Source organism: Pseudomonas sp. YeP6b, from assembly GCF_025642995.1.
GTDB lineage: Bacteria > Pseudomonadota > Gammaproteobacteria > Pseudomonadales > Pseudomonadaceae > Aquipseudomonas.
The window spans coordinates 818,459-842,458 of the sequence record NZ_CP080090.1; the positions used below are offsets into that span (position 1 = coordinate 818,459).

Annotated in this window: 16 protein-coding genes; 11 read left to right on the forward strand and 5 right to left on the reverse strand. The window is 61.3% G+C overall.

Features of this window, described 5'->3' with window-relative positions; genetic code table 11:
• Positions 1–38 precede the first annotated feature (38 nt).
• On the forward strand, positions 39–2,057 hold the full coding sequence (locus tag KZH41_RS03645) for a type VI secretion system tip protein VgrG (protein WP_094949251.1): 2,019 nt from the start codon (positions 39–41) through the stop codon (positions 2,055–2,057).
• A gap of 15 nt (positions 2,058–2,072) precedes the next feature.
• On the forward strand, positions 2,073–2,798 hold the full coding sequence (locus KZH41_RS03650; RefSeq protein ID WP_263274402.1) for a DUF4123 domain-containing protein: 726 nt from the start codon (positions 2,073–2,075) through the stop codon (positions 2,796–2,798).
• On the opposite strand, the gene KZH41_RS03655 is transcribed toward KZH41_RS03650, so the two are convergent.
• On the reverse strand, positions 2,784–4,061 hold the full coding sequence (locus KZH41_RS03655; RefSeq protein ID WP_263274403.1) for an O-acetylhomoserine aminocarboxypropyltransferase/cysteine synthase family protein: 1,278 nt from the start codon (positions 4,059–4,061) through the stop codon (positions 2,784–2,786). The genes KZH41_RS03650 and KZH41_RS03655 overlap by 15 nt on opposite strands.
• 250 nt (positions 4,062–4,311) lie before the next feature.
• Here KZH41_RS03655 and KZH41_RS03660 point away from each other — a divergent pair, with 250 nt between their 5' ends.
• On the forward strand, positions 4,312–5,148 hold the full coding sequence (locus KZH41_RS03660; protein ID WP_034117387.1) for a 23S rRNA (adenine(2030)-N(6))-methyltransferase RlmJ: 837 nt from the start codon (positions 4,312–4,314) through the stop codon (positions 5,146–5,148).
• 96 nt (positions 5,149–5,244) lie between these two features.
• Here KZH41_RS03660 and msrA read toward each other — a convergent pair whose 3' ends face one another.
• The 4 genes from msrA to aceE form a co-directional block, all read right to left on the reverse strand.
• Positions 5,245–5,892 (reverse strand): peptide-methionine (S)-S-oxide reductase MsrA, encoded by a 648-nt coding sequence (gene msrA, locus KZH41_RS03665; RefSeq protein WP_094949247.1) that lies wholly within the window; start codon positions 5,890–5,892, stop codon positions 5,245–5,247.
• 71 nt (positions 5,893–5,963) lie between these two features.
• A complete protein-coding gene (locus tag KZH41_RS03670; RefSeq protein ID WP_094949246.1) occupies positions 5,964–8,657 on the reverse strand; it encodes a putative bifunctional diguanylate cyclase/phosphodiesterase in 2,694 nt (897 codons plus the stop codon).
• 317 nt (positions 8,658–8,974) lie between these two features.
• Positions 8,975–10,624 carry a dihydrolipoyllysine-residue acetyltransferase gene (gene aceF / locus KZH41_RS03675; protein WP_094949245.1) on the reverse strand — a complete coding sequence of 550 codons (1,650 nt, stop codon included), beginning with the start codon at positions 10,622–10,624 and terminating at the stop codon, positions 8,975–8,977.
• An 11-nt stretch (positions 10,625–10,635) separates the two neighbouring features.
• Complete coding sequence (gene aceE, locus KZH41_RS03680) at positions 10,636–13,281, reverse strand: pyruvate dehydrogenase (acetyl-transferring), homodimeric type (RefSeq protein ID WP_094949244.1); 2,646 nt, start codon at positions 13,279–13,281, stop codon at positions 10,636–10,638.
• Positions 13,282–13,663: 382 nt separating this feature from the next.
• Here aceE and glnE point away from each other — a divergent pair, with 382 nt between their 5' ends.
• The 8 genes from glnE (at position 13,664) to KZH41_RS03720 (ending at position 23,766) form a co-directional block, all read left to right on the forward strand.
• Positions 13,664–16,603, forward strand: coding sequence for a bifunctional [glutamate--ammonia ligase]-adenylyl-L-tyrosine phosphorylase/[glutamate--ammonia-ligase] adenylyltransferase (gene glnE / locus KZH41_RS03685; protein ID WP_263274404.1), 2,940 nt, complete (start codon positions 13,664–13,666; stop codon positions 16,601–16,603).
• A 204-nt stretch (positions 16,604–16,807) separates the two neighbouring features.
• Complete coding sequence (waaF, locus tag KZH41_RS03690; protein WP_094949242.1) at positions 16,808–17,842, forward strand: lipopolysaccharide heptosyltransferase II; 1,035 nt, start codon at positions 16,808–16,810, stop codon at positions 17,840–17,842.
• A gap of 1 nt (position 17,843) precedes the next feature.
• Positions 17,844–18,905 carry a lipopolysaccharide heptosyltransferase I gene (gene waaC, locus KZH41_RS03695; protein WP_094949241.1) on the forward strand — a complete coding sequence of 354 codons (1,062 nt, stop codon included), beginning with the start codon at positions 17,844–17,846 and terminating at the stop codon, positions 18,903–18,905.
• Positions 18,905–20,029 carry a glycosyltransferase family 4 protein gene (locus tag KZH41_RS03700; protein ID WP_094949240.1) on the forward strand — a complete coding sequence of 375 codons (1,125 nt, stop codon included), beginning with the start codon at positions 18,905–18,907 and terminating at the stop codon, positions 20,027–20,029. The genes waaC and KZH41_RS03700 overlap by 1 nt, the downstream gene beginning before the upstream one ends.
• The gene (rfaP, locus tag KZH41_RS03705) at positions 20,026–20,832 is read left to right on the forward strand and encodes a lipopolysaccharide core heptose(I) kinase RfaP (RefSeq protein WP_094949239.1); all 807 of its coding nucleotides are present in this window, start codon (positions 20,026–20,028) and stop codon (positions 20,830–20,832) included. The genes KZH41_RS03700 and rfaP overlap by 4 nt, the downstream gene beginning before the upstream one ends.
• The gene (locus tag KZH41_RS03710; protein ID WP_263274405.1) at positions 20,832–21,566 is read left to right on the forward strand and encodes a lipopolysaccharide kinase InaA family protein; all 735 of its coding nucleotides are present in this window, start codon (positions 20,832–20,834) and stop codon (positions 21,564–21,566) included. The genes rfaP and KZH41_RS03710 overlap by 1 nt, the downstream gene beginning before the upstream one ends.
• Positions 21,563–22,315 carry a lipopolysaccharide kinase InaA family protein gene (locus tag KZH41_RS03715; protein WP_263274406.1) on the forward strand — a complete coding sequence of 251 codons (753 nt, stop codon included), beginning with the start codon at positions 21,563–21,565 and terminating at the stop codon, positions 22,313–22,315. Before KZH41_RS03710 ends, KZH41_RS03715 begins: the two co-directional genes overlap by 4 nt.
• Positions 22,315–23,766, forward strand: a complete 1,452-nt coding sequence (locus KZH41_RS03720) for a lipopolysaccharide kinase InaA family protein (RefSeq protein WP_094949236.1) — start codon at positions 22,315–22,317, stop codon at positions 23,764–23,766. Before KZH41_RS03715 ends, KZH41_RS03720 begins: the two co-directional genes overlap by 1 nt.
• Positions 23,767–24,000 lie beyond the last annotated feature (234 nt).

Genomic DNA, 24,000 nt, shown 5'->3' on the forward strand with positions numbered 1-24,000 from the left:
GCAGAATCGGCCGCCTACCCCTCGCAGAGAAACACCGGATGTTCGCTCCTGCCAACGAAAGCGCGTTTACCCTGACCCTTGATGGGCAGCCCAGCGATCTCAAGGTCCGTGGGTTCATGGGTGATGAGTTTATTAGCCTGCCGTTTCGCGTTGACCTTGAACTGGTCAGCGAGCAAGCCGATCTGGACCTCGAGAGCCTGCTGCACCGTCAGGCGTTCCTGGGGTTTGACGCTCAGGGGCATGGCATTCACGGCCAGGTATATCGGGTGGCCCAAGGTGATTCGGGCAAGCGTCTTACCCGTTACCAGGTCACGTTGGTGCCGCAGTTGGCTTATCTGGAACACAGCACTCACCAGCGGATTTTCCAGAAAAAAACCGTGCCCCAGATCATTGCGCTGGTGTTGGAGGCCCAGGCTATCCAGGGGGACACCTTCGCGTTTCAGCTGAGCGGCAAGTACCCCGAGCGTGAGTACTGTGTTCAGTTCGGTGAAACCGACCTGGAGTTCATTCAGCGCCTGTGTGTCGAGTCTGGCATTCATTATCACTTCCAGCACAGCCCCGAGCGCCACCTGTTGGTGTTTGGCGATGACCAGAGCGTGTTTGCCCAGCCGGCTCAAACCACCCCGTATTCGCCCGGTTCCGGGATGGTCGCTGACACGCCTGCGATCAAGCAATTTAGCCTGCGGCTAAAGGCGCGTACCACCGGTGTGAACCTGCGAGACTACGATTTCAAGAAGCGGAGTCTGGTGTTGGAAAGCTCGGCCTCCAGCGGGCAACGTCCCGCCCTGGTCGAACAGCGCTACCCTGGGCACTTTGCTGATCGTGAGCATGGTAAGTACCTGGCGCAACGCCTGTTGGAGCGTCACCGCAGCGATTATCGCCAGGCCAGCGGTTTTAGCGACCAGCCGGCCTTGGTTACCGGGCAGTTCTTGAAAATGGCCGGGCACCCTCGTCAGGAATGGAATGATTTGTGGTTGGTAACCCAATTGCACCATTCAGGGCATCAGCCTCAAGTGTTGGAGGAGTCTGTTCCCGAAGACGATGGCGATGAATCACCTCCGGGCTACAGAAATGAATTTGTTATCACCCCTTGGGACGTGCCATTTCGAACGCCCCTGATCCTGTCGCGGCCGCAAATATCCGGTTACCAAAGCGCGGTGGTCACAGGGCCTGCCGACAGTGAGATCCATTGCGACGAATACGGCCGGGTCAAAGTACAGATGGCCTGGGACCGCGACGGCGAGCACAACGACCATTCCAGTTGTTGGCTGCGAGTCGCCAGCGCTTGGGCCCATGACCGTTATGGTTCGGTGCTGATCCCCAGGGTCGGCATGGAGGTGCTGGTAGGCTTCGTGAATGGCGACATAGACATGCCGTTGGTGATGGGCTGCCTGCCCAACGCGGCGAACCCTGTGCCCCTCGACCTGCCGGCAGACAAGACCCGCAGCATCTTGCGCAGCCACAGCAGCCCGGGGGGTGGTGGCTACAACGAGCTGCGCATTGAAGACCGCAAGGGCGCTGAGGAAATCTACCTGCGCGCCCAGCGGGATTGGACCCAGCACGTCTTGAATGACCAACAGGTGCAGGTCGATAACCAGCGCCGGGTGACGGTGGGCGGCGAGTCGCACCATGAGCTTCAAGGCGAAGAGCAACGCATTACCCACGGCAACCGCCTGACCGAGCTCAAGCAGGATGATCATCTGGTGGTCGGTGGTTCGCAGCAGGTGCGGGCAGGGCGGGCCATTCAGATCGGAGCAGGGCAAAGCATTGTTATCGACGCCGGCGCCAGCGTGACGATCCAGGCGGGAGGGCAGTCGATCACGCTTTCGGCGAGCGGCATATTCAGCAGCGTGCCGATTCAGCTTGGCGGCGTGCCGGCTGCCGCCGCTGCGCCGTTAATGCCGGGCATCAAGGAAAAGCTGCTGGCGGTTATTCCCGCCCTGCTCAGCCGCGTGCAAGTGGCCAGCCTGAAACGCAGTGCACCGTTTTGCGAAGAGTGTGAGCGCTGCAAGAACGGTCAGTGTGATATTGCCGAACATCTCCAGGCTCGACCTTAAAAGGAGTTAACCCTTATGCCTCAGCCTTTGGAACCTCATGCCTGGCTGGACCAATACCCTTTGCTCGCCAATGAGCAGATTTTCGCCGTGCTGGGCAGTGCCAGCGACGCCAAGCCGTTTAGCGCTTGGCAAGCGAAGGCAGGTGCAATGCCGCCCCAGCCAATCTGGGCAGGCACGGCCTATGCGCAGTGGAATGAGGTGATGCCTTACGTTGGCATCATCGAGCCAGGCAGCCCCTTCCTCGACTGGATCGCAACCACCGAAGCAACGGATTGGGGGTGGTTGGCAGTGTCGTCCAGCCCGCTGGAAACAGTGGTCGCGCATCTGCAAAGCCTGACCAAGGTGTTGCTGCCCGAGGGCCAGGACGTGTTTTTGCGCTTTTGGGATGGCGGCCAATTTCTGCCGATTGTGCAGAAATTGGGCGACGAGGCGGGGAAGGTGTTGCCGGTATTTCAGCGTTACCTGATCAACCGCCAACCGCTGACGGTTGCGACAGGCCCGGTGGTTGCCGCCAAAACCAGCCCATGGTGGCGCGTGCCCGCCGTGGTGTTGGAGCATCTGGCCGCGCAATCACCCCAGGTGTTGATCAATAACCTGCTGCAATGGCTCGAAGAACAACGCCCCGACCTGTACACCGCCTTCAAGCCTGTGACCTTGCAGCACAAGGTCGCCTACTTCGTGCGCGGGGCGGATGTCAGTCATGGGGCGCTGGCCGACTATTTGACCTCAGAGTTGAGTTGAACCCAGCGCCTGCTGCAGATCCTCGATCAAGTCTTCAATTGCCTCGATGCCCACCGACAGGCGAATCATTTCGGGCTTCACGCCGGCCTTGGCCTGCTCCTGCTCATTCATCTGCCGATGGGTGGTGGACGCCGGATGGCAGGCCAGGGATTTGGCATCACCAATGTTCACCAGGCGTTTGAAGATTTGCAGGGCGTCGTAGAAGCGTACTCCGGCGTCGTAACCACCCTTGAGGCCAAAGGACAGAATCGCTGACGGTTTGCCCTGCATGTATTTCTGCGCTAATGCGTGGTGCGGGTGATCCGGCAGCCCGGCATAGCTGACCCATTCCACCTCGACGTGGCCTTGCAGAAACTGCGCAACCTTCAGCGCGTTTTCAGTATGGCGCTCCATGCGCAGGGCCAGGGTTTCCAGGCCTTGCAGCAATAGGAAGGCATTCATCGGTGCGAGGGCTGCGCCGGTGTTGCGCAGTGGCACGGTGCGGGCACGGGCGATAAAGGCGGCGGGGCCGAATTTATCGGTGTAGACCACGCCGTGATAGGCCGGCTCGGGGGTGTTGAGACCGGGGAATTTCTCTGGGTACTTCGTCCAGGGGAAGGTGCCGCTGTCGACGATGACGCCGCCCAGGGAGTTGCCGTGGCCGCCGACGTATTTGGTCACGGAGTGCACCACAATGTCGGCGCCGAACTGGATAGGTTTGCACAGGATTGGCGTTGCCACGGTGTTGTCTACCATCAGTGGTACGCCGTGTGCGTGGGCGACATCGGCCAGGGCTTCGATGTCGATGATGTTGCCTGCGGGGTTACCGATGCTTTCGCAGTAGACCAGCTTGGTGTTGTCATCGATCAATTCGGCGATGGCCGCGGCGCAGTCGTCGCGGGCGAAGCGCACATCGACGCCAAAGCTTGGCAACAGGTGCGCGAACAGGGTGTAGGTGCCGCCGTAGAGCTGCGGCGTGGTGACGATATTGTCACCCGCGCGGGTCAGCGTCTGGATCGCGTAATGGATCGCGGCGCTGCCAGCTGATACGGCTAGGGCGGCGATACCGCCTTCAAGGGCGGCAATGCGCTGCTCCAGCACGTCGTTGGTGGGGTTCATGATGCGTGTGTAGATATTACCGGGCACGTCCAGGTTGAACAGGTCGGCGCCGTGCTGGGCGTTGTCGAATTCGAAGGCGACGTTCTGGTAGATCGGCACGGCGACGGCCTTGGTGGTCGGGTCGGATTTGAAGCCATGGTGCAGTGCAATGGTGGCGTCTTTCATGATTGTTATTGACCTCCTTGGATTCCTTGAGCGCCCCGTACGCGGTGGGCGCTGGCTTGCCTGCGATAGCATCACCGCGGTGCAAGGGTAATACCGCGTCGCCTGCCTCGCGGGCAAGCCCGTTCCCACAGGGGCGATTAGACTGTTTTCGGCGGTGTGCCTGCGGTTATGACATAAGCACCGCCCGACACGCAGCCCTGCACCTTTGCCCCGGTAGAAGGTAAACTTCGCCCCCTGCGCAGGAGCAACCATGAATTATCGTCACGCCTTTCACGCCGGCAACCACGCCGATGTCTTCAAACACCTGACCTTGACCCGCCTCATCGCCTTGATGTCGCGCAAGGAGCAGCCGTTCGCCTACCTTGACACCCACGCCGGGATCGGGCTGTACGACTTACAAGGTGATCAGGCCAACCGCACCGGTGAATACCTGGAAGGCATCGCCCGCCTGTGGGGCGCGAGCGACTTGCCGCCGTTGACCGCCGATTACATGCGCGTGCTGCACGAGATGAACCCGGACGGCCAGTTGCGCTATTACCCGGGCTCGCCGGAACTGGCGCGCCGCCTCACGCGGCCCCAGGACCGTGTGTTGCTCAACGAAAAGCACCCGGAAGATGGTGTGCTGCTCAAGGACAACATGAAGGGTGATCGCCGGGTCAAAGTGCACCTGGGCGAAGGCTGGCATGTGCCGCGCGCCCTGCTACCCGTGCCGGAAAAACGCGCGCTGATGCTGATCGATCCGCCGTTTGAGCAACTGGACGAGATGCAGCGCTGCGCAGCGTCCCTCAAGGAAGCCGTCAGCCGCATGCGCCAGACAGTCGCGGCGATTTGGTACCCGGTGAAAGACCAGCGCATGTTGCGCCGCTTCTATCAGGACCTGGCCGGCACTGGTGCGCCGAAGTTGTTGCGGGTGGAGTTGCTGGTGCATCCGCTGGACACGCCCAACACCCTGACCGGCTCGGGCCTGGCGATTGCCAACCCGCCGTGGGGGCTGGAGGAGGAGTTGCGTGAGCTGCTGCCGTGGTTGTCCAAGAAGCTTGGGCAGACCCAGGGTGGGTGGCAGATGGATTGGCTCATCGCTGAGTAATTAGTCGCCTGTCAGGACGCCATCGCGGGCAAACCTGCTCCCACATTTGGAATGCATTCCAAGGTGGGAACGGGCTTGCCCGCGATGCTGTTTGCGTCAGATCGGGCAGGTCACGCCCGTGCCGCCGATCCCGCAGTACCCCTGCGGGTTCTTCGCCAGGTACTGCTGGTGATACGCCTCGGCGAAGTACACCGTCGGTGCTTCTTCAATTTCTGTGGTGATGGTGCCCAGGCCAGCCTTGGTCAGCTCACCCTGATACGCCTCGGCGCTGGCCTTGGCCGCCTCCAGATGCTCAGGTTTCACCGCGTAAATCACCGAACGGTACTGGCTGCCGATGTCGTTGCCCTGGCGCATGCCCTGGGTCGGGTTGTGCAACTCCCAAAACATTTTCAGCAGCTCTTCGTAGCTGATCTTGTCTTGGTCAAACACTACCAGTACCACTTCGCTATGGCCGGTCAGGCCCGAGCAAACTTCTTCGTAGGTCGGGTTCGGCGTGTAGCCGCCGGCATAACCGACCACGGTGCTGACTACGCCGTCGCGCTGCCAAAACTTGCGCTCCGCGCCCCAGAAGCAACCCAGGCCGAATATCGCGAACTCTACGTTGTCGACAAAGGGGCCGAGCAGCGGGTTGCCGTTGACGAAATGCGTTTGCGGCAGATTCATCGGGGTTTCACGGCCAGGCAAAGCTTGTTCTTGAGTAGGCAACACGTTTTTGTTCACCAGAATTTCCGAGCGCAAGACCATGATCAGTCCTCTCAGTCAGATTGAGTTATGTATTAAGAAGACACTCAGTGTGCCCGAGTGTTACAGCGCTGTCAGGCGATTGGCCCGCGCGGGTAGCGTTTAAGCTTCTCGAGCAGCTCTGCACCGGGGATCGGCCGGTCAAACAAATAGCCCTGGCCCACATCACAACGATGCCGACGCAGGAAGGCTAACTGTTCGGCGGTCTCGACGCCTTCGGCCACCACCTTGAGCTTGAGGTTGTGAGCCATGGCGATCACCGCCGAGGTGATTTCCATGTCGTCCTGGTTGTCCGGGATTTCGTGGATAAAGCTGCGGTCGATCTTGATGATGTCGATGGGGAATTTTTTCAAGTAACTCAGCGACGAGTAACCGGTGCCGAAGTCGTCCATGGCCAGGGTCAGGCCAAAGCTTTTGAGCTGGTCGAGCTGCAAGCGCGTGTCTTCGGTGGCTTCCAGCAGCAAGCCTTCGGTCAATTCCAGCTCCAGCAGGTTGGCCGGCAGTTGTTCTTCCTTGAGGATGGTGGCAATTGAGGCCACCAGATCCGGGTCGGAAAACTGCTTGGGCGACAGGTTGATCGCCACCTGCAAGTTGCCCATGCCCGCGGCGGTCAACTGCCGGCTCATGCGGCAGGCCTGGCGCGCGATCCACTTACCGATAGGGATGATCAGCCCAGTCTCTTCCGCCACGCTGATGAACTGGTCGGGGCGAATCATGCCCTTTTCCGGGTGGTTCCAACGCAACAACGCTTCCATGCCCAGCAGGCGGCCGCTGCGCAGGCACAGTTTGGGCTGGTAGAACACGTCCAGCTCGTTCTGGGTCAGGGCGCGGCGCAGGTTGTTTTCCACGAACAGTTTGTAACTGGCCTCGGCGTTCAGGGCTTCGGTGAACACCTGCACTTGGTGTTTGCCGTTGGCCTTGGCTTTGTGCAGCGCCAGCCCGGCGTTACGCATCAGGGTTTGCGGGTCGCGGCCGTGTAATGGCGCGCACGCCAGGCCCACGGAGCCGGTGACGCTGATTAGCTGGTTATCGACGAACATCGGCTTGTCGAGGGTGGCCAGCAGCTGGCTGGCAACCTGCTGGCCAGTCTCAAGATCAGTGTCGTCGAGCAACACCGCGAACTCGTTACTGGCAAACCGCGCCAAGCTGCCACTGGCGCTCAGGCTGTTGCGCAGGCGGCGTGCCAGGCTGATCAGCAGCTTGTCGCCGGTCTGGTGGCCGAGGCTGTCGTTGATCCGCTTGAAGTTGTCGATGTCCACCAGCAACAGGCTGATCGGGCTGTCGCTGTCGCGGGCAAAGCGCTCATCCAGGTTGCGGATAAACGCCGGGCGGTTGCCCAGGTTGGTCAGGTTGTCGGTGTAGGCCAGGCGCTCGATGCGCTGCTGGGCCAGCTTGGTTTGGGTAATGTCTTCGTAGATGCCGATGTAGTGGGTCAACTCACGGTTGTCGCCATACACCTTGGAAATCGACAGTTGGCCCCAGTAGGGTTCGAGGTTCTTGCGCCGGCTCTTGAACTCGCCCTGCCAGCTATTGCTCTTGGCCAGGCTCGACGGCGCATCGAAGAGCAACTCGCTGAGGTTCTCCAGCGCCGGCAGTTGCGCCAGGCGGTGGCCGTGGACTTCTTCGGCGCTGTATTGGGTGATCGCGGTAAAGCTGGGGTTGACGTACTCCACCACGCCGTCGCAATTGACCAGCAAAAAGGCGTTGGCACTTTGCTCCACGGCACGCTGAAACAGGTGCAGGGCGCTGGTGGCGGTGCGCCGGTTGTGGTTGTTGATCACTTGCGCGAATTGGTCCGCCAGCTCACCGGCGAAGGCGATTTCATCGGTCTGCCATGCGCGGGGGCTGCCGCTTTGTTCCAGGCACAACACGCCAATGACCTGGCCATCGACGCGGATGCTCGCGTCGAGCATCGCGTATATATCCTTAGCGCGCAGGCTCTCGGCCATTTCCCGGGTGCGCGGGTCGCGCATCGCATGGGTGGCGTCGATGGCGCGGCTCGAGTGCAGGGCTTCCAGGTAGTCCGGGAAGCCGCTGGCGTCGATCGCTTCCGGCAAATGGTGTTGTTGGTCGGCGCGGTGGTAGGCCGAGATCGGCACCAGGCGCTGGCCTTCGAGGTTCCAGATGCTCGCGCAATCGATCTGGTAGATGTCGCACGCGCTGCGGGTGATCAGCTCGGCGGCTTCCTGCAGCGAGTTAGGCGTGGTGTAGCGCTGGCGCGCGAGCAGCAGAATCAGCTCCTGTTGGGCGCGCACGCGTTCCAGGTGCTGCAACTGTTCCAGCTGGGCGCGCTGGTTGAGCTCCAGGGCGATCTGCAGGCGGCTGTTCTGGTTTTCCAGGTCTGCGGTCGGGGCGGCGGCGGGGATTTCGCTGAACAGCCCGTCGACCACCATCAGGTAGCCGCGCAGCAGGTGGCGATTGTGTTGTTTGTAGGCCTCGCCCATTTCCAGCAGGCTCAGGGGGCCGTCGTTGGTGTGCAAGGTGTAGCGCACCAAGTAATGCGGGCTCTGGGTCAGTTGTTGCTGGATGGCGTCGTGCAGTTGGTAGCGCGCCTGCGGTTCCATCAGGCTGGCGTAGGGTGTGCCGAGCAAGGCACACAGCTCAACCGCCGGCAGGCCGAATTGGCGCTCGCAATTGGGGTCGAGGTACAAGAGGGCCCAGCTTGCCTCATTAAGCCGCTCGAAACGCAGCATGCCGAGGCGCGAAGGCACCGGTAACTGCGTCACTACCTCGGCCGCCATACGGGCGACATCGGGTTGGCTTTTCATGGGGGAACTCGCTTGGAAAAATGCGCACGGCGCCGGGCTCACGCCCTCTTTACTGTCACCTGCGGCAAGGTTGCATCATGCAGCACGCACTGACAAGAGAGGATGAAGGCTAAGTGCTATATGGCTGTTATCGGCCGCGGGAGCGGTTTCTACAATCGAGGTGATGGGTGGCGCATTGACGCAGGCACGGCGGGCCTAGCTCCTACAAACCGGCAGGCCAAAAAAAGCCCCGCCAAATGGCGGGGTTGAGGTACGAGCGTGGCGCTCGGAAATCGGTGCAGCCAGGCCTCCCCGGTGAAAGGGAGGCCCGTTGAGGCTTACAGCAGGATGGTGCGGATGTCGTTCAGCAGTTGGCTCAGGCGCTGCGTGAAGCGTGCAGCGGCTGCACCGTTGATCACACGGTGATCGTAGGACAACGACAGCGGCAGCATCAGCTTAGGCTGGAACGCTTTACCGTCCCACACAGGCTGGATCGTGGCCTTGGAAACACCCAGGATTGCCACTTCCGGCGCGTTGACGATTGGCGTGAAGCCAGTGCCGCCAATGTGACCGAGGCTGGAGATGGTGAAGCACGCGCCCTGCATATCGTCTGCGGTGAGCTTCTTGTCGCGGGCCTTGGCAGCCAGCGCAGCCGCTTCGGCAGCGAGTTGCAGCAGGCTCTTCTGGTCGACGTTCTTGATGACCGGTACCAGCAGGCCGTCAGGCGTGTCGACTGCAAAGCCGATGTTCACGTATTTCTTGCGAATGATCGCCTTGCCGCTTGGTGCCAGGGAACTGTTGAAGTCCGGCAGTTCCTTGAGCAGGTGCGCGCAGGCCTTGAGCAGCAGTGGCAGCACGGTCAGTTTCACGCCGGCCTTCTCGGCCACGGCTTTCTGCGCAACGCGGAAAGCTTCCAGGTCGGTGATGTCGGCTTGGTCGAACTGAGTCACGTGCGGAATGTTCAGCCAGCTGCGGTGCAGGCTCGACGCGCCGATTTGCATCAGGCGAGTCATCGGCACTTCTTCGGTTTCGCCGAAGCGGCTGAAGTCCACGACCGGAATCGGCGGAATGCCCGAACCACCAGTAGCAGCGCCGGCAGCCGGAGCTTCCTTGGCTTTCTGCATCATGGCTTTGACGTAAACCTGCACGTCTTCTTTCAGCACGCGACCGTGAGGGCCAGTGGCCGACACAGCGTTGAGCTCAACGCCGAATTCACGGGCCAGCTGACGCACGGCAGGGCCGGCGTGAACCTTGGCACCGCTTGGCGCAGGTGCGGCAGCCGCTGGGGCCGGTGCGGCCTCAGCTTTTGCAGCCGGTGCCGGGGCGGCAGCGGCCGGAGCCGCTTCAGCCTTGGCCGCCGGGGCAGCAGCGGCTGGCGCCGGTGCCGCAGCAGGCGCAGCGCCTTGTACTTTGAGCTTGAGGATGAAATCGCCAGTGCCGACTTCGTCTTCCAGCTTGACCGCGATGCTTTCCACCACGCCGGCAGCCGGCGAAGGGATTTCCATGGAGGCCTTGTCGGACTCCAGGGTGATCAGCGACTGATCGGCTTCGACGGTGTCGCCGACCTTGACCAGCAGCTCGATGATCTTGGCCTTGCCCGACGAACCGATGTCCGGAACATGAATGTCCTGGACGGTGGCGGCGGCAGGTGCAGCGGCCGGGGCTGCTGGAGCTTCGGCGGCGGCAGGCTTTTCAGCAGCAGGGGCGGGTGCAGCAGCGGCAGCAGGGGCTGGCGCAGGGGCCGCATCAGCGGCACCTTCGATTTCCAGCTCCAGCAGTTCGTCGCCTTCTTTCAGGCGGTCGCCCAGCTTCACTTTCAGGCTCTTGACCACGCCGGCTTTGGGAGCAGGGATTTCCATGCTCGCCTTGTCCGATTCCAGGGTCAGGATGCTCTGGTCGGCTTCGACTTTGTCGCCGACCTTCACAAACAGCTCGATTACTTCACCTTCACCGCTGCCGATGTCAGGTACGCGAATGAGTTCGCTCACAAAAAATCTCCTCAGCAGTCCAGTGGGTTGCGTTTTTCCGGGTTGATCCCGAACTTGACGATAGCGTCAGCCACCACCTTAGGTTCGATCTCACCACGGTCAGCCAAGGCTTCCAAGGCTGCCAACACCACGAAGTGACGGTCAACTTCGAAGAAGTGACGCAGCTTCTTGCGGCTGTCACTGCGGCCGAAACCGTCGGTGCCCAGGACTTTGAATTCCTTGGACGGGACCCACTGGCGAATCTGTTCAGCAAACAGCTTCATGTAGTCGGTAGAGGCAATGACTGGACCTTTACGGCCGGCCAAGCACTCTTCAACGTAGCTCAGTGCAGGCTTCTGACCTGGGTGCAGGCGGTTGTTACGCTCCACCGCCAGGCCGTCGCGACGCAGTTCGTTGAAGCTGGTAACGCTCCACACGTCAGCGCCGACGTTGAACTCTTCACGCAGGATCTTCGCCGCTTCACGGACTTCACGCAGGATGGTGCCGGAGCCCATCAGCTGTACGTGGTGCGCCGCTTCCTTGGTGTCTTCTTCGAGCAGGTACATGCCCTTGATGATGCCTTCTTCCACGCCGGCCGGCATAGCTGGCTGCTGGTAGGACTCGTTCATCACGGTGATGTAGTAGAAAACGTCCTGCTGCTGTTCGGTCATCTTCTTCATGCCGTCCTGGATGATCACCGCCAGCTCATAGCCGTAGGTTGGATCAAAGGTGCGGCAGTTCGGGATGGTGGCAGCCAGAATGTGGCTGTGACCGTCTTCGTGTTGCAGGCCTTCGCCGTTCAGCGTGGTCCGCCCGGCAGTACCGCCGATCAGGAAGCCACGGGTACGGCTGTCGCCTGCTGCCCACGCCAGGTCGCCAATACGCTGGAAGCCGAACATCGAGTAGAAGATGTAGAACGGCAGCATCGGCTGGTTGTGGCTGGAGTACGAAGTACCGGCAGCGATGAAGGAGCTCATGGCGCCCGCTTCGTTGATGCCTTCTTCGAGGATCTGGCCCTTCTTGTCTTCCTTGTAGAACATCACCTGGTCTTTATCGACTGGCTCGTAGAGCTGGCCGACGGAGGAGTAGATGCCCAACTGACGGAACATGCCTTCCATACCAAAGGTACGGGCTTCGTCCGGGATGATCGGGACGATACGCGAACCGATTTCCTTGTCCTTGACCAACTGCGCGAGGATCCGCACGAAGGCCATGGTGGTGGAGATTTCACGGTCGCCCGAGCCGTCCAGGATAGCCTTGAGGGTATCGAGTGGCGGTGTCGGAATGTCGAAGGACTTGGCGCGGCGCTGTGGCACGAAACCGCCCAGTGCAGTACGGCGCTCGCTCAGGTAACGGGCTTCGGCGCTGTTTGGCTCTGGCTTGAAGAACGGCAGGTTTTCCAGCTCTTCGTCTTTGACGGGGATGTCGAAGCGATCGCGGAACAGCTTCAGGCTTTCAACATCAACCTTCTTGGTGTTGTGCGCGGTGTTTTTCGCTTCGCCGGCACCGGTGCCATAACCCTTGATGGTCTTGGCCAGGATGACGGTCGGTTGTTCTTTGTGGTTGACCGCTTCGTGGTACGCCGCGTAGACCTTGTACGGGTCGTGGCCACCACGGTTGAGCTTCCAGATCTCGTCGTCGGACAGGTCTGCAACCATCGCCTTGAGTTCAGGCGTGTTGAAGAAGTGCTCACGTACGAACGCGCCGTCTTTGGCCTTGTAGTTCTGGTACTCGCCGTCGATGACTTCGTCCATGCGACGTTGCAGGATACCGTCGACGTCTTTGGCCAACAGTGGGTCCCAGAAACGGCCCCAGATGACTTTGGTCACGTTCCACTGAGCACCGCGGAACACGCCTTCGAGTTCTTGGATGATCTTGCCGTTGCCGCGAACCGGGCCGTCGAGGCGCTGCAGGTTGCAGTTGATGACGAAGATCAGGTTGTCGAGCTTCTCGCGGCCAGCCAGAGAGATGGCGCCCAGGGATTCCGGCTCGTCACACTCGCCGTCGCCCAGGAAGCACCAGACTTTCTGCTTGCCTTCAGGGATGAAACCACGGGCTTCCAGGTACTTCATGAAGCGTGCCTGGTAGATCGCCTGGATCGGGCCAAGGCCCATGGATACAGTCGGGAACTGCCAGAAATCAGGCATCAGCCAAGGGTGCGGGTACGACGACAGGCCGCCACCGTCCACTTCCTGACGGAAGTTGTTCATCTGGTCTTCGGTGATGCGGCCTTCCATGAACGCACGGGCGTAAACGCCTGGAGAGGTGTGGCCCTGGAAGTAGATCAGGTCGCCGCCGTGTTCGTCGGTCGGGGCCTGGAAGAAGTAGTTGAAGCCGATGTCATACAGGGTTGCGCTGGAAGCGAAGCTGGAGATGTGACCGCCCAGGTCAGAATCTTTCAAGTTCGTGCGCATTACCATCGCCATGGCGTTCCAACGTACCAGCGAGCGAATGCGGCGTTCCATGAACAGGTCGCCAGGCATGCGTGCTTCGTGGGTAACGGGGATGGTGTTGCGGTATGGCGTAGTGATGGCGTAGGGCAGTTGCGAGCCGCTGCGGGTCGCGAGTTCGCCCATACGGGTCATCAGGTAGTGAGCACGGTCTTCGCCTTCTTTGTCGAGAACCGATTCCAGGGCGTCCAGCCATTCCTGGGTTTCGACGGGATCGAGGTCTTGCATGGCTTGCTCCAGGGCGGAAAGGCTACCAGAATCGGTTGCCTGAGTTTGCGACTGGCCTTGTGGGCAGACGACATAAATTCTTGGATGGCCGAAGGTTGCTTCGGCGTCCTGTAGTTTTACTACAAATCGTCGGCCATTTCAGCCTTTCGAATGTATATACGAGTAGTAAAACTACACAAGACTGAGCGTATGGCTCGGTCTGGCTGGTGAGCATAATCGTTATTGTTGATCTTTTGCGAACAAGAAAAGGTGAAAGTTTGATGTTGCCTGCCAAGATTAATTTAATTTCAGCTATTTATAACCTTTGTTCGACAGTCCTTCACCGAGCGTGGTTCTTGCGTTCACAGCTACAAGCCATTCACGCGCCGATCAAGGATAGACCATGAGCCTTCCAACGCTGGCCCCATTACCGGCCATTCTCTTGCCTTACGCCCAGCGGGCCGAGCAGTCATTTCGTGACGCAGTGGCCGCGCTGGACGCCGATCATGGCCTTTCTGAGTGGTCGCCGCAACGGTGGGCTGACTTCGCCCGCGTGTGTGCCGCCAGTGATTTCGTCATTGAACAGAGCCTGCGTGACCCTTTGATGTTGCTTGAACTGGTGGCCTGGGGCGAGCTGGACCGTGGCTTTGCGCCCGGCGAGCTGTGCGGCCAGATCGCCGGTGCCGTGCAACAGGCCGAAACAGAAGATGAGCTGGGCCGCGTACTGCGCCGCCAGCGCACGCGTCAACAAGTGCGCATCATTTGGCGCGACCTGACCCGCCAGGCCGACCTGGTGCAAACCTGTCGCGACCTGTCCGACATGGCCGACGCCAGCATCGACCAAGCCTACCAGTGGCTGTACCAGCGCCACTGTGTGCAATTCGGCACACCCACTGGCCGGCGCAGCGGTGAAGCTCAGCACATGGTCATCCTCGGCATGGGCAAGCTCGGCGCCGTGGAGCTGAACCTGTCTTCGGATATCGACCTGATTTTCGCCTACCCCGAAGGCGGCGAGACGGTGGGCGTGAAGCGCGCCCTGGATAACCAGGAGTTTTTCATTCGCCTTGGTCAAAAATTGATCAAGGCCCTCGACCCGATGACCGTCGACGGCTTTGTGTTCCGCGTCGACATGCGCCTGCGCCCTTACGGTTCGGCCGGGGCTCTGGTGCTCAGCTTCAATGCGCTGGAACAGTACTATCAGGATCAGGGCCGCGACTGGGAGCGCTACGCCATGATTAAGGCGCGCGTGGTCGCCGGTGATCAGGTGGCCGGTGCGCAACTGCTGGATATGCTGCGCCCGTTCGTCTACCGGCGTTACCTGGATTTTTCCGCCATCGAAGCGCTGCGCACCATGAAGCAGCTGATCCAGCAGGAAGTGCGGCGCAAGGGCATGGCCGAGAACATCAAGCTGGGCTCGGGCGGCATTCGTGAAGTGGAGTTTATCGCCCAGGCGTTCCAACTGATCCACGGTGGCCGAGACCTGAGCCTGCAACAGCGACCTTTGCTCAAGGTGCTCGGCACTCTGGAAGGTCAGGGCTACTTGCCGGCGGCGGTCATTGCCGAATTGCGCAATGGTTACGAATTCTTGCGTTACACCGAGCACGCGATCCAGGCAATTGCCGACCGCCAGACGCAAATGCTCCCGGACAGCCCGGAAGACCAGGCACGCATTGCCTTTATGCTTGGCTTTGCCGACTGGGCCGCCTTCCATGAACGCCTGATGTACTGGCGTGGCCGGGTGGCCTGGCACTTCCGCCAAGTCATTGCCGACCCTGATGAAGCGGAGGGCGAAGAAAGCGAATTGGTCGTGGGCGGTGAGTGGTTGCCGCTGTGGGAAGAGTCCCAGGACGAAGACGCCGCGTGCCGCCAATTGCAGGAAGGTGGCTTTACCGACGCGCCCAAAGCCCTGAAAACCTTGGCCGGCCTACGCGGCAGCCCGCAGCTACGTGCCATGCAGCGCCTGGGCCGCGAGCGGCTCGATGCCTTTATCCCGCGCCTGCTGGCTCAGGCCGTCGAACACGCCAACCCGGACCTGGTGCTGGAGCGTGTGTTGCCATTGGTCGAAGCCGTCGCCCGCCGTTCCGCTTATCTGGTGCTGCTCACGGAAAATCCCGACGCTCTGCGCCGCCTGTTGACCCTGTGCGCCGCCAGCCCTTGGATCGCCGAACAGATCACGCGTTTCCCGCTGTTGCTCGACGAATTGCTCAACGAAGGCCGCCTGTTCAAGCCACCGTTGGCGCCGGAACTGGCTGCCGAGCTGCGTGAACGCCTCACGCGTATCCCCGAGGATGACCTTGAGCAGCAGATGGAAGCCCTGCGCCACTTCAAGCTGGCCCACCGCCTGCGCGTGGCCGCTTCGGAAATCGCTGGCAGCTTGCCGTTGATGAAAGTCAGCGATTACCTGACCTGGCTTGCCGAAGCCATCCTTGAACAAGTGCTGGCCCTGGCCTGGCGCCAGACCGTGGCGCGCCACGGCTCGCCGCAGCGGCTCGACGGCACCTTGTGCGACCCGGGGTTCGTCATTGTCGGCTATGGCAAAGTCGGCGGCATCGAGCTGGGCCATGGTTCCGACCTTGACTTGGTGTTTATCCACGACGGCGACCCGCAGGCCGAAACCGACGGCGCCAAGCCGATCGACGGTGCGCAGTTCTTCACGCGGCTGGGCCAGCGGATCATCCACCTGCTGACCACCCAGACCAACTCCGGCCAGCTGTATGAAGTGGACATGCGCCTGCGGCCTTCCGGCGCGTCCGGTTTGCTGGTGAGTTCGCTCGGTGCGTTTGAGCGCTATCAAGAAAATGAAGCCTGGACCTGGGAACATCAGGCCCTGATCCGCGCGCGAGTGCTGGTGGGCAGCCAGGACGTAGGCCATGCGTTCGAGCAGGTACGCGCTAAAGTACTGGGGCGCGAACGCGACTTGGCCAAGCTGCGCCAGGAGGTCGGCGAGATGCGCGCCAAGATGCGCGGCAACCTGGGCACCAAGTCTACGGCGGCCGGTACCGGCGCCAATGCCTTCGAGCCCACGGTGGCGTTCGACCTCAAGCAGGACGCCGGTGGTATCGTCGATATTGAATTTATGGTGCAATACGCGGCTTTGGCGTGGTCTGCGCAACATCCATCGTTGCTGCGCTACACCGACAATATCCGCATTCTGGAGGGCCTGGAGCAGGTGGGGTTGATGCCCGCCGCCGATGCTCATTTGCTGCGCGAGGTGTATAAGGCCTACCGTTCCGCCGCGCACCGCCAGGCCTTGCAAAACGAGGCCGGTACGGTGGCCGGGGATCAGTTCGCCGACGAACGGCGTCAGGTGATGCGAATCTGGAATGAACTGGGTTTAAGCTGAAACCCGATGAATTGAGCGATGCCAATCTAATGTGGAAACCGGCTTTATGTGGGAGCGGGCTTGCCCGCGATGCAGACGCTTCGGTGTATCAGGTATACCGAGGCGATGCTATCGCAGGCAAGCCCGCTCCCACAAAAAGCGCGATCTGCAGTAATTATCGATGCGGGGAGGCATAAGCCTCCCCGCATCGTTTGTGGACACTACATGAATATTCTGATCGTTGGGCCCAGTTGGGTCGGTGACATGGTGATGGCACAGACACTGTTCCAGTGTCTGAAACAGCGCCATCCCGACTGCCAAATCGACGTGCTCGCCCCCGAGTGGAGCCGGCCGATCCTTGAGCGCATGCCCGAGGTGCGCAAGGCCTTGAGCTTCCCGCTCGGCCACGGTGCCCTCGAACTGGCAACGCGCCGTCGCATCGGCAAATCTCTGGCCGGCCAGTACGATCAGGCGATCCTGCTGCCCAACTCGCTGAAGTCGGCGCTGGTGCCGTATTTTGCCGGCATCCCTAAACGCACCGGCTGGCGCGGCGAGTTTCGCTACGTGTTGCTCAACGACGTGCGCACCCTCGACAAGGCGCGCTACCCGCTGATGATCGAGCGTTTCATGGCCCTGGCCTACGAGCCCGGTGCTGAGTTGCCGACGCCGTACCCGCGCCCAAGCCTGCAGATCGACCCGGTGACCCGCGATGCGGCCCTGGCCAAGTTCGGCCTGATGCTCGACCGTCCGGTGTTGGCGCTGTGCCCAGGCGCGGAGTTTGGTGAGTCCAAGCGCTGGCCGTCGGAGCATTACGCCAAAGTCGCCGAGATGAAGATTCGCGAAGGTTGGCAGGTGTGGCTGTTCGGTTCGAAAAATGATCACTCGGTGGGCGAAGACATCCGCCAGCGCCTGATTCCCGGCCTGCGCGAAGAGGCGGTGAACCTCAGCGGCGACACGTCCCTGGCCGAAGCCATCGACCTGCTGTCCTGCGCCGATGCGGTGGTGTCCAACGACTCCGGCCTGATGCACGTGGCCGCCGCGCTGAACCGCCCACTGGTGGCGGTGTACGGCTCGACCTCACCAGGGTTTACCCCGCCCTTGGCCGACAAAGTCGAAGTGGTGCGCCTGGGCCTGGATTGCAGCCCGTGTTTCGACCGCACTTGCCGTTTCGGCCACTACAATTGCCTGCGCCAGTTGCTGCCGCAACCGGTCAGCGATGCCTTGCAGCGGTTGCAGGGCTCTGTGGTCGAGGTTCGTTAGTTTGCGAGTATTGGTAATCAAGACCTCATCCCTGGGCGACGTGATCCACGCCTTGCCGGCACTGACCGACGCGGCGCGGGCGATCCCTGGCATTCGCTTTGATTGGGTGGTGGAAGAAGGCTTCGCCGAAATCCCCACCTGGCACCCGGCGGTGGACAAGGTCATCCCGGTGGCGATTCGCCGCTGGCGCAAAAACATCTGGCAAACCATCAAGAGTGGCGAGTGGCGGCGCTTCAAACAGCGTATCCAGGCGACTAAATACGACTTGGTGATCGACGCTCAAGGCCTGCTGAAAAGCGCCTGGCTGACGCGCTACGTGCGTGCCCCAGTGGCCGGTTTCGACAAACACTCGGCCCGCGAGCCAATGGCCTCGCGCTTCTACTCGCGGCGCCTGGCCGTAGCCCGTGGGCAGCATGCGGTGGAGCGTTTGCGCCAGCTGTTCGCCGTGGCGCTGGGTTATGACTTGCCCAAAGGTCTTGGCGACTACGGCCTGAGCGTCGACAAACTGCTCGGCCTGCCGCCGAAGAAACCTTTTGTACTGCTGCTGCACGGCACCACCTGGGACACCAAGCACTGGCCCGAAGCCTATTGGCGCGAGCTGGCTGAGCGCATGGGCCGCCTGGGTGTGGACGTGAAGTTGCCGTGGGGCAATGCCGACGAAAAAGCCCGCGCCGAACGCCTGGCCCAAGGCCTGCCAAACGCCGAAGTGCTGCCCAAGCTGAACCTGGCCGGTGTGGCCCGCGTGCTGGCCGGCGCCCGCGCTTGCGTGGCGGTCGACACCGGCCTTGGCCACTTGGCCGCTGCGTTGGACGTGCCGACCATTTCCCTGTTCGGCCCCACCAACCCTGGCCTGACCGGCGCCTACGGCAAGGGCCAGATTCACCTGGCCAGCGACTTCCCGTGCGCGCCGTGCCTGCAAAAACACTGTACCTATCAACCAACGGCCGACGACCTGCGTCGGTTCGACATCAAGCGCGAGTCGCCCCTGTGCTTCACGCGCTTGAACCCTGAGCGTGTGGCAAGCCGACTGAGCACGTTGTTACTGGCTGAGGAGCTGCACTGATGCAACTGGCTTTTGTTCTGTACAAATATTTCCCCTTCGGTGGCCTGCAGCGCGACTTTATGCGCATCGCCCTGGAGTGCCAGCAGCGCGGCCACCAGATTCGTGTCTACACGCTGATCTGGGAGGGCGACATACCGCCGGGCTTCGAAGTGCTGGTGGCGCCGGTCAAGGCGTTCTTCAATCACCGTCGCAATGAAAAGCTCAGCGCCTGGATGGAAGCCGACTTGGCCAAGCGCCCGGTGGACCGCCTGATCGGCTTCAATAAAATGCCCGGCCTGGACGTGTACTACGCCGCCGACGGCTGCTTTGAAGACAAGGCGCAAAACCTGCGTCATTCGCTGTACAAAAGCTTTGGCCGTTACAAGCACTTTGCCGAGTACGAGCGCGCGGTGTTCGCCAGGGGCGCCAAGACTGAAATCCTGATGATCTCGCAAGTGCAGCAGCCGCTCTTCATCAAGCATTACGACACCCCGCTGGAACGCTTCCACCTGCTGCCGCCGGGCATCGCCCAGGACCGCCGCGCACCGCCGAATGCCGCCGAAATCCGCGAAGGCTTCCGCAAGGAATTCAACCTCGCGGACGACGACTTGCTGCTGGTGCAAATCGGTTCCGGCTTCAAGACCAAGGGCGTCGACCGCAGCCTCAAGGCCGTGGCCGCGCTACCGGCGGAACTGAAAAAACGCACCCGACTGTTTGTAATTGGCCAGGACGACCCCAAAGTATTCCAATTGCAGAGTGCGACATTGGGGCTGGGCGATAACGTGCAGTTCCTCAAGGGCCGCAGCGATATCCCGCGTTTCCTGCTGGGCGCCGACCTGTTGATCCACCCGGCGTACAACGAAAACACCGGTACTGTGTTGCTCGAAGCCCTGGTGGCCGGGTTGCCGGTGCTGGTCTCGGCGGTGTGTGGTTATGCCCACTACATCCGCGAAGCCGACAGTGGTCTGGTGCTGGATGAGCCGTTTGAACAAACGCAGCTCAACCACTACCTGACCCAAATGCTCACCGACACTGCACAGCGCGCGGCCTGGGGCCGCAATGGGTTGGCGTTCGCCGAGACGGCCGACCTCTATAGCATGCCGCAGCACGCGGCCGATGTGATTCTGGCGGAGCCAAAGCGATGAAGTTGATGCTTGCCGAACCGTTCAAGACCCTCTGGGCTGGGCGTGATGCCTTTGCCGAAGTCGAGCGGCTGGAAGGCGAGGTGTACCGTGAGCTCGAAGCCCGCCGTACCTTGCGTACCGAGGTGGATGGTCGTGGCTATTTTGTGAAGATCCACCGTGGCATCGGCTGGGGCGAGATCGTCAAGAACCTGGTCACCGCCAAGCTGCCAGTGCTCGGCGCAGGCCAGGAGTGGCAGGCCATCCAACGCCTGCAGGAAATCGGCGTGCCGACCATGACCGCCGTGGCTTACGGCGAGCGCGGCAGTAACCCGGCCGACCAGCACTCGTTCATCATCACTGAAGAGTTGGCGCCCACCGTCAGCCTGGAAGATTTCAGCATCGACTGGGTCAAGCAGCCGCCGGAGCCACGCCTCAAGCGCGCGCTGATCGCCGAAGTGGCCCGCATGACCGGCATGATGCATCGCGGTGGGGTCAATCACCGCGACTGCTACATCTGCCACTTCCTGCTGCACACCGATAAGCCGGTGACCTTCGATGACTTCAAGCTGTCGCTGATCGACCTGCACCGCGCCCAGACCCGCGACAGGATCAGCCATCGCTGGCGCGACAAAGACTTGGCCGCGCTGTACTTCTCGGCGCTGGATATCGGCCTCACGCGTCGCGACAAGTTGCGCTTCCTCAAGGGCTACTTCCAGCAACCGCTGCGCCAGATCCTCGCCGAAGAAAACGCCTTGTTGCAATGGCTGCAAACCAAGGCTGACAAGCTTTACGCGCGTAAACAACGCTACGGGGATGCGCTCTGATGGCGGGTTGGAACCTGGAGCCCGCTTACGTCGCCCTGGCGGATGATTTCGGCAGCCTTGAGGCGGTATTTGCTCTGGAAGGCGAGCAACTGACCCACGACCCGCTGTCGGAAGTGGTTCGGGTAGAGCGCGGCGGGGTCAATTACTACGTCAAGCGCTACGTCGGTGCCGGCAAAGGCCTGCGTCGCTACCTGGGCAAACCACGGGTGAAGTCCGAGTGGCAGAACCTCAAGCGCTTCGCCAAATGGGGTATTCCCACTGCTGACGTAGTGGCCTGGGGCCTGGAGCGCAAGGGCCTGGCCTACGCCCGTGGTGCGATGATCACCCGCGAGTTGCCGAAAACCGAAGACCTGTCGGTGCTGGCTGATCGCAACGATCCGTGTTTGAAAGATCCCAAGTGGGTCAGCGCGATCAGCCGCCAGCTCGCCGAATATACGCGCACCATGCACGAGCACCGCTTCACCCATAACGATTTGAAGTGGCGCAACCTGTTGGTCGATGACCAGCAAACCCTGTACCTGATCGATTGCCCCAACGGCGACTTCTGGCGTGGCTTCTGGCTCAAGTACCGTATCACCAAGGACTTGGCCTGCTTGGACAAGGTCGCCAAGTATCACTTGTCGGCCACCCAGCGCCTGCGCTTCTACATGCAATACCGCCAACGCACGCACCTGACGGCGTCGGACAAACAGCGAATTCGCCACGTGGTGAAGTTTTTCGAGGGACGCGAATGAGTGATTTCCTGGCGGCCGAAGACCGCGCCTTACTTGAGCGCAACGGCCTCGCTACCTTCGATGCCCTGTGGGCCAGGCAACTGGACGCGGTGGATGAACCCAATACCAGCAAAGGCGGCTGGAGCAGCGTGTTTCGCCTGGAGCTCGAAGGCCAGGGTTACTACCTTAAGCGCCAAAGCGACTACTTGACGCGCACACTGCACAAGCCGTTTGGCGAGCCCACCTTCGCGCGTGAATTCCGCAATATCAGCCGTTATCAGAAGCTCGGTATTCCGGCATTGCAGGCGGCGTTTTTCGGTGAGCGCAAGGTTAATGGCGAGCACCGCGCGATGTTGCTGACCCGCGCCCTGGGCGGTTGGAACGACCTGGATTCGTTGCTGGAGCAATGGCCGCAACTCACGGACGCCCAGCACTGCGCGATCCTGCTGGCGTGCGGCCAACTGGCTCGTCATCTGCACAGCGTCGGCCAGGTGCATGGCTGTTTTTATCCCAAGCATATTTTTTTGCAGGCCCTCGGCGACGGCTATGCCGCGCAGTTGATTGACCTTGAGAAAACCCGCCCGCTGTTGTTCGGTCGGCGTGATCGGGTCAAGGACCTGGAGCCGCTGTTGCGCCGCGCGCCGCAATGGTCGGACGCGCAAGTGCGCCAACTGCTGGCCGCCTATCTGCAACAGCCTGAAGACAGCGCACCGGTGGCCGCCTGGTTCCAACGCCTGACGGCGCGCCGCAGCCATAAGGAGAACCGCTGATGCGTTTGTCCGAGCTGAAGAAAGCCGGCCGCACGCCTGATCTGCCGCTGACTATCGAGCTGGCGGACGCCGCAGGCCCAGGGCAGTTGCAACTGCTCAGCCTGTTGCGCGTGTTACCGGGCGAGCGCTACGTGGGTGCTGGCGTCTGGCGCGGGCGCACGGTGCTGGCCAAGTTATTGGTCGGCAGCAAGGCGGCACGCCACTTTCAGCGCGAACTCAGCGGTGTGCGCCTGCTCGCCGAGCAAGGCCTGACCACGCCACTGCTGCTTGCCGATGGCCTGCAAGAAGGCGAGGGCGGCTGGCTGCTGTTTGAATTTATTGAAGGCGCCCAAAGCCTTGCCGATGCCTGGCAGGCCGTCGAAGGCTTGCCGCCGCTGGCTGACGAACAAACCGCCGTGCTCGCTGAGGCCCTGGCGGCGATTGCCCAGATGCACGCCAAAGGCCTGTGGCAGGAAGACCTGCACCTGGACAACCTGCTGCGCCAGAACGGCAAGCTGTACCTGATTGACGGTGCCGGGATTCGTGTCGAAGAGGCGGGCAAACCGCTGTCGCGCAACCGCGTCCTGGAAAACCTCGGGGTGTTTTTTGCGCAGTTGCCGAAAAATCTTGAGCCGTTCACCGAAGAGCTGCTGGTGTACTACCTGCTGAGCAATGGCGAACATGCTGTGCCGCTGGAGGCCCTGGAAAAACAGGTGCGCAAAGTCAGCGCCTGGCGCTTGAGGGACTTTTTGAACAAGGTTGGCCGCGAATGCACGCTGTTCAGCGTGGTGCGTGGCGCCTTTGTCTTGCGTGCGATTCGTCGCGAGGAAGAGGCCGCGATGCTGCCGGTATTGGAGCAGGCTGATGCATTGCTGGATCAGGGCCACCTGTACAAAACCGGTGGTGCGGCCAGCGTGGGCAAGGTCGAGGTGGCCGGTCGGCCGCTGGTGATCAAACGCTACAACATCAAGGGCTTTGCCCATTGGCTCAAGCGCTTCTGGCGCCCGAGCCGTGCCTGGCATTCGTGGCGCGAAGGCAACCGTCTGGCGTTTCTGGGGATTGCTACGCCCAAGCCGCTGGCGGTGTTGGAGAAGCGGTTCTTCTGGCTGCGCAGCCGTGCGTATCTGGTGACTGAGTTTTTGCCGGGGCCGGACATCATCGAGCGTTTCGCGCCTTACGTTGAGCACGGCGATGTGCCTGAAAGCGAGCTGCTGGCGCTGGATCATCTGTTTGCCGAGCTGATTCGTGAGCGCATCAGTCACGGCGACTTCAAGGGCCATAACCTGTTCTGGCACGCAGACCGCTGGGCGTTGATTGACTTGGACGCCATGTGTCAGCACAGCTCAGTCGCCAGCTTTGCGCCGGCGTATGCCAAGGATCGCGCGCGGTTTATGCGCAACTGGCCGCAGAGCAGTGCGCTGTACCAACTGATCGATCAGCGTTTGCCCAAAGAGATCGGCGTCGCCGGTTAAAGCGGGCTTTCGGCCCTATCGCGGGCATAGGTATCTACGCAACTTTTTATGGGTTGAGTTCTTTGGTTGTCGCGGGCGCCGCCGGGTACATATCCGTTGCTGCGGTAACGGCGACTATGGGTTCCGCTCTTACAGCGGGTCACTTTTGGAAAAGAGCCCCAAAAGTAACCAAAAGGGCTCTTGCCCCACCACTCGGCACCTCGCCTAGGCTCGGTGTGCCCTCACTACGGCTTT

What these genes read in the sequence shown, in the direction of transcription:
- KZH41_RS03645 (WP_094949251.1), top strand. Translation starts at nt 39, where the DNA reads ATGTTCGCTCCTGCCAACGAAAGCGCGTTTACCCTGACCCTTGATGGG.
- KZH41_RS03650 (WP_263274402.1), top strand. Translation starts at nt 2,073, where the DNA reads ATGCCTCAGCCTTTGGAACCTCATGCCTGGCTGGACCAATACCCTTTG.
- KZH41_RS03655 (WP_263274403.1), bottom strand. Translation starts at nt 4,061, where the DNA reads ATGAAAGACGCCACCATTGCACTGCACCATGGCTTCAAATCCGACCCG.
- KZH41_RS03660 (WP_034117387.1), top strand. Translation starts at nt 4,312, where the DNA reads ATGAATTATCGTCACGCCTTTCACGCCGGCAACCACGCCGATGTCTTC.
- msrA (WP_094949247.1), bottom strand. Translation starts at nt 5,892, where the DNA reads ATGGTCTTGCGCTCGGAAATTCTGGTGAACAAAAACGTGTTGCCTACT.
- KZH41_RS03670 (WP_094949246.1), bottom strand. Translation starts at nt 8,657, where the DNA reads ATGAAAAGCCAACCCGATGTCGCCCGTATGGCGGCCGAGGTAGTGACG.
- aceE (WP_094949244.1), bottom strand. Translation starts at nt 13,281, where the DNA reads ATGCAAGACCTCGATCCCGTCGAAACCCAGGAATGGCTGGACGCCCTG.
- glnE (WP_263274404.1), top strand. Translation starts at nt 13,664, where the DNA reads ATGAGCCTTCCAACGCTGGCCCCATTACCGGCCATTCTCTTGCCTTAC.
- waaF (WP_094949242.1), top strand. Translation starts at nt 16,808, where the DNA reads ATGAATATTCTGATCGTTGGGCCCAGTTGGGTCGGTGACATGGTGATG.
- KZH41_RS03700 (WP_094949240.1), top strand. Translation starts at nt 18,905, where the DNA reads ATGCAACTGGCTTTTGTTCTGTACAAATATTTCCCCTTCGGTGGCCTG.
- rfaP (WP_094949239.1), top strand. Translation starts at nt 20,026, where the DNA reads ATGAAGTTGATGCTTGCCGAACCGTTCAAGACCCTCTGGGCTGGGCGT.
- KZH41_RS03710 (WP_263274405.1), top strand. Translation starts at nt 20,832, where the DNA reads ATGGCGGGTTGGAACCTGGAGCCCGCTTACGTCGCCCTGGCGGATGAT.
- KZH41_RS03715 (WP_263274406.1), top strand. Translation starts at nt 21,563, where the DNA reads ATGAGTGATTTCCTGGCGGCCGAAGACCGCGCCTTACTTGAGCGCAAC.
- KZH41_RS03720 (WP_094949236.1), top strand. Translation starts at nt 22,315, where the DNA reads ATGCGTTTGTCCGAGCTGAAGAAAGCCGGCCGCACGCCTGATCTGCCG.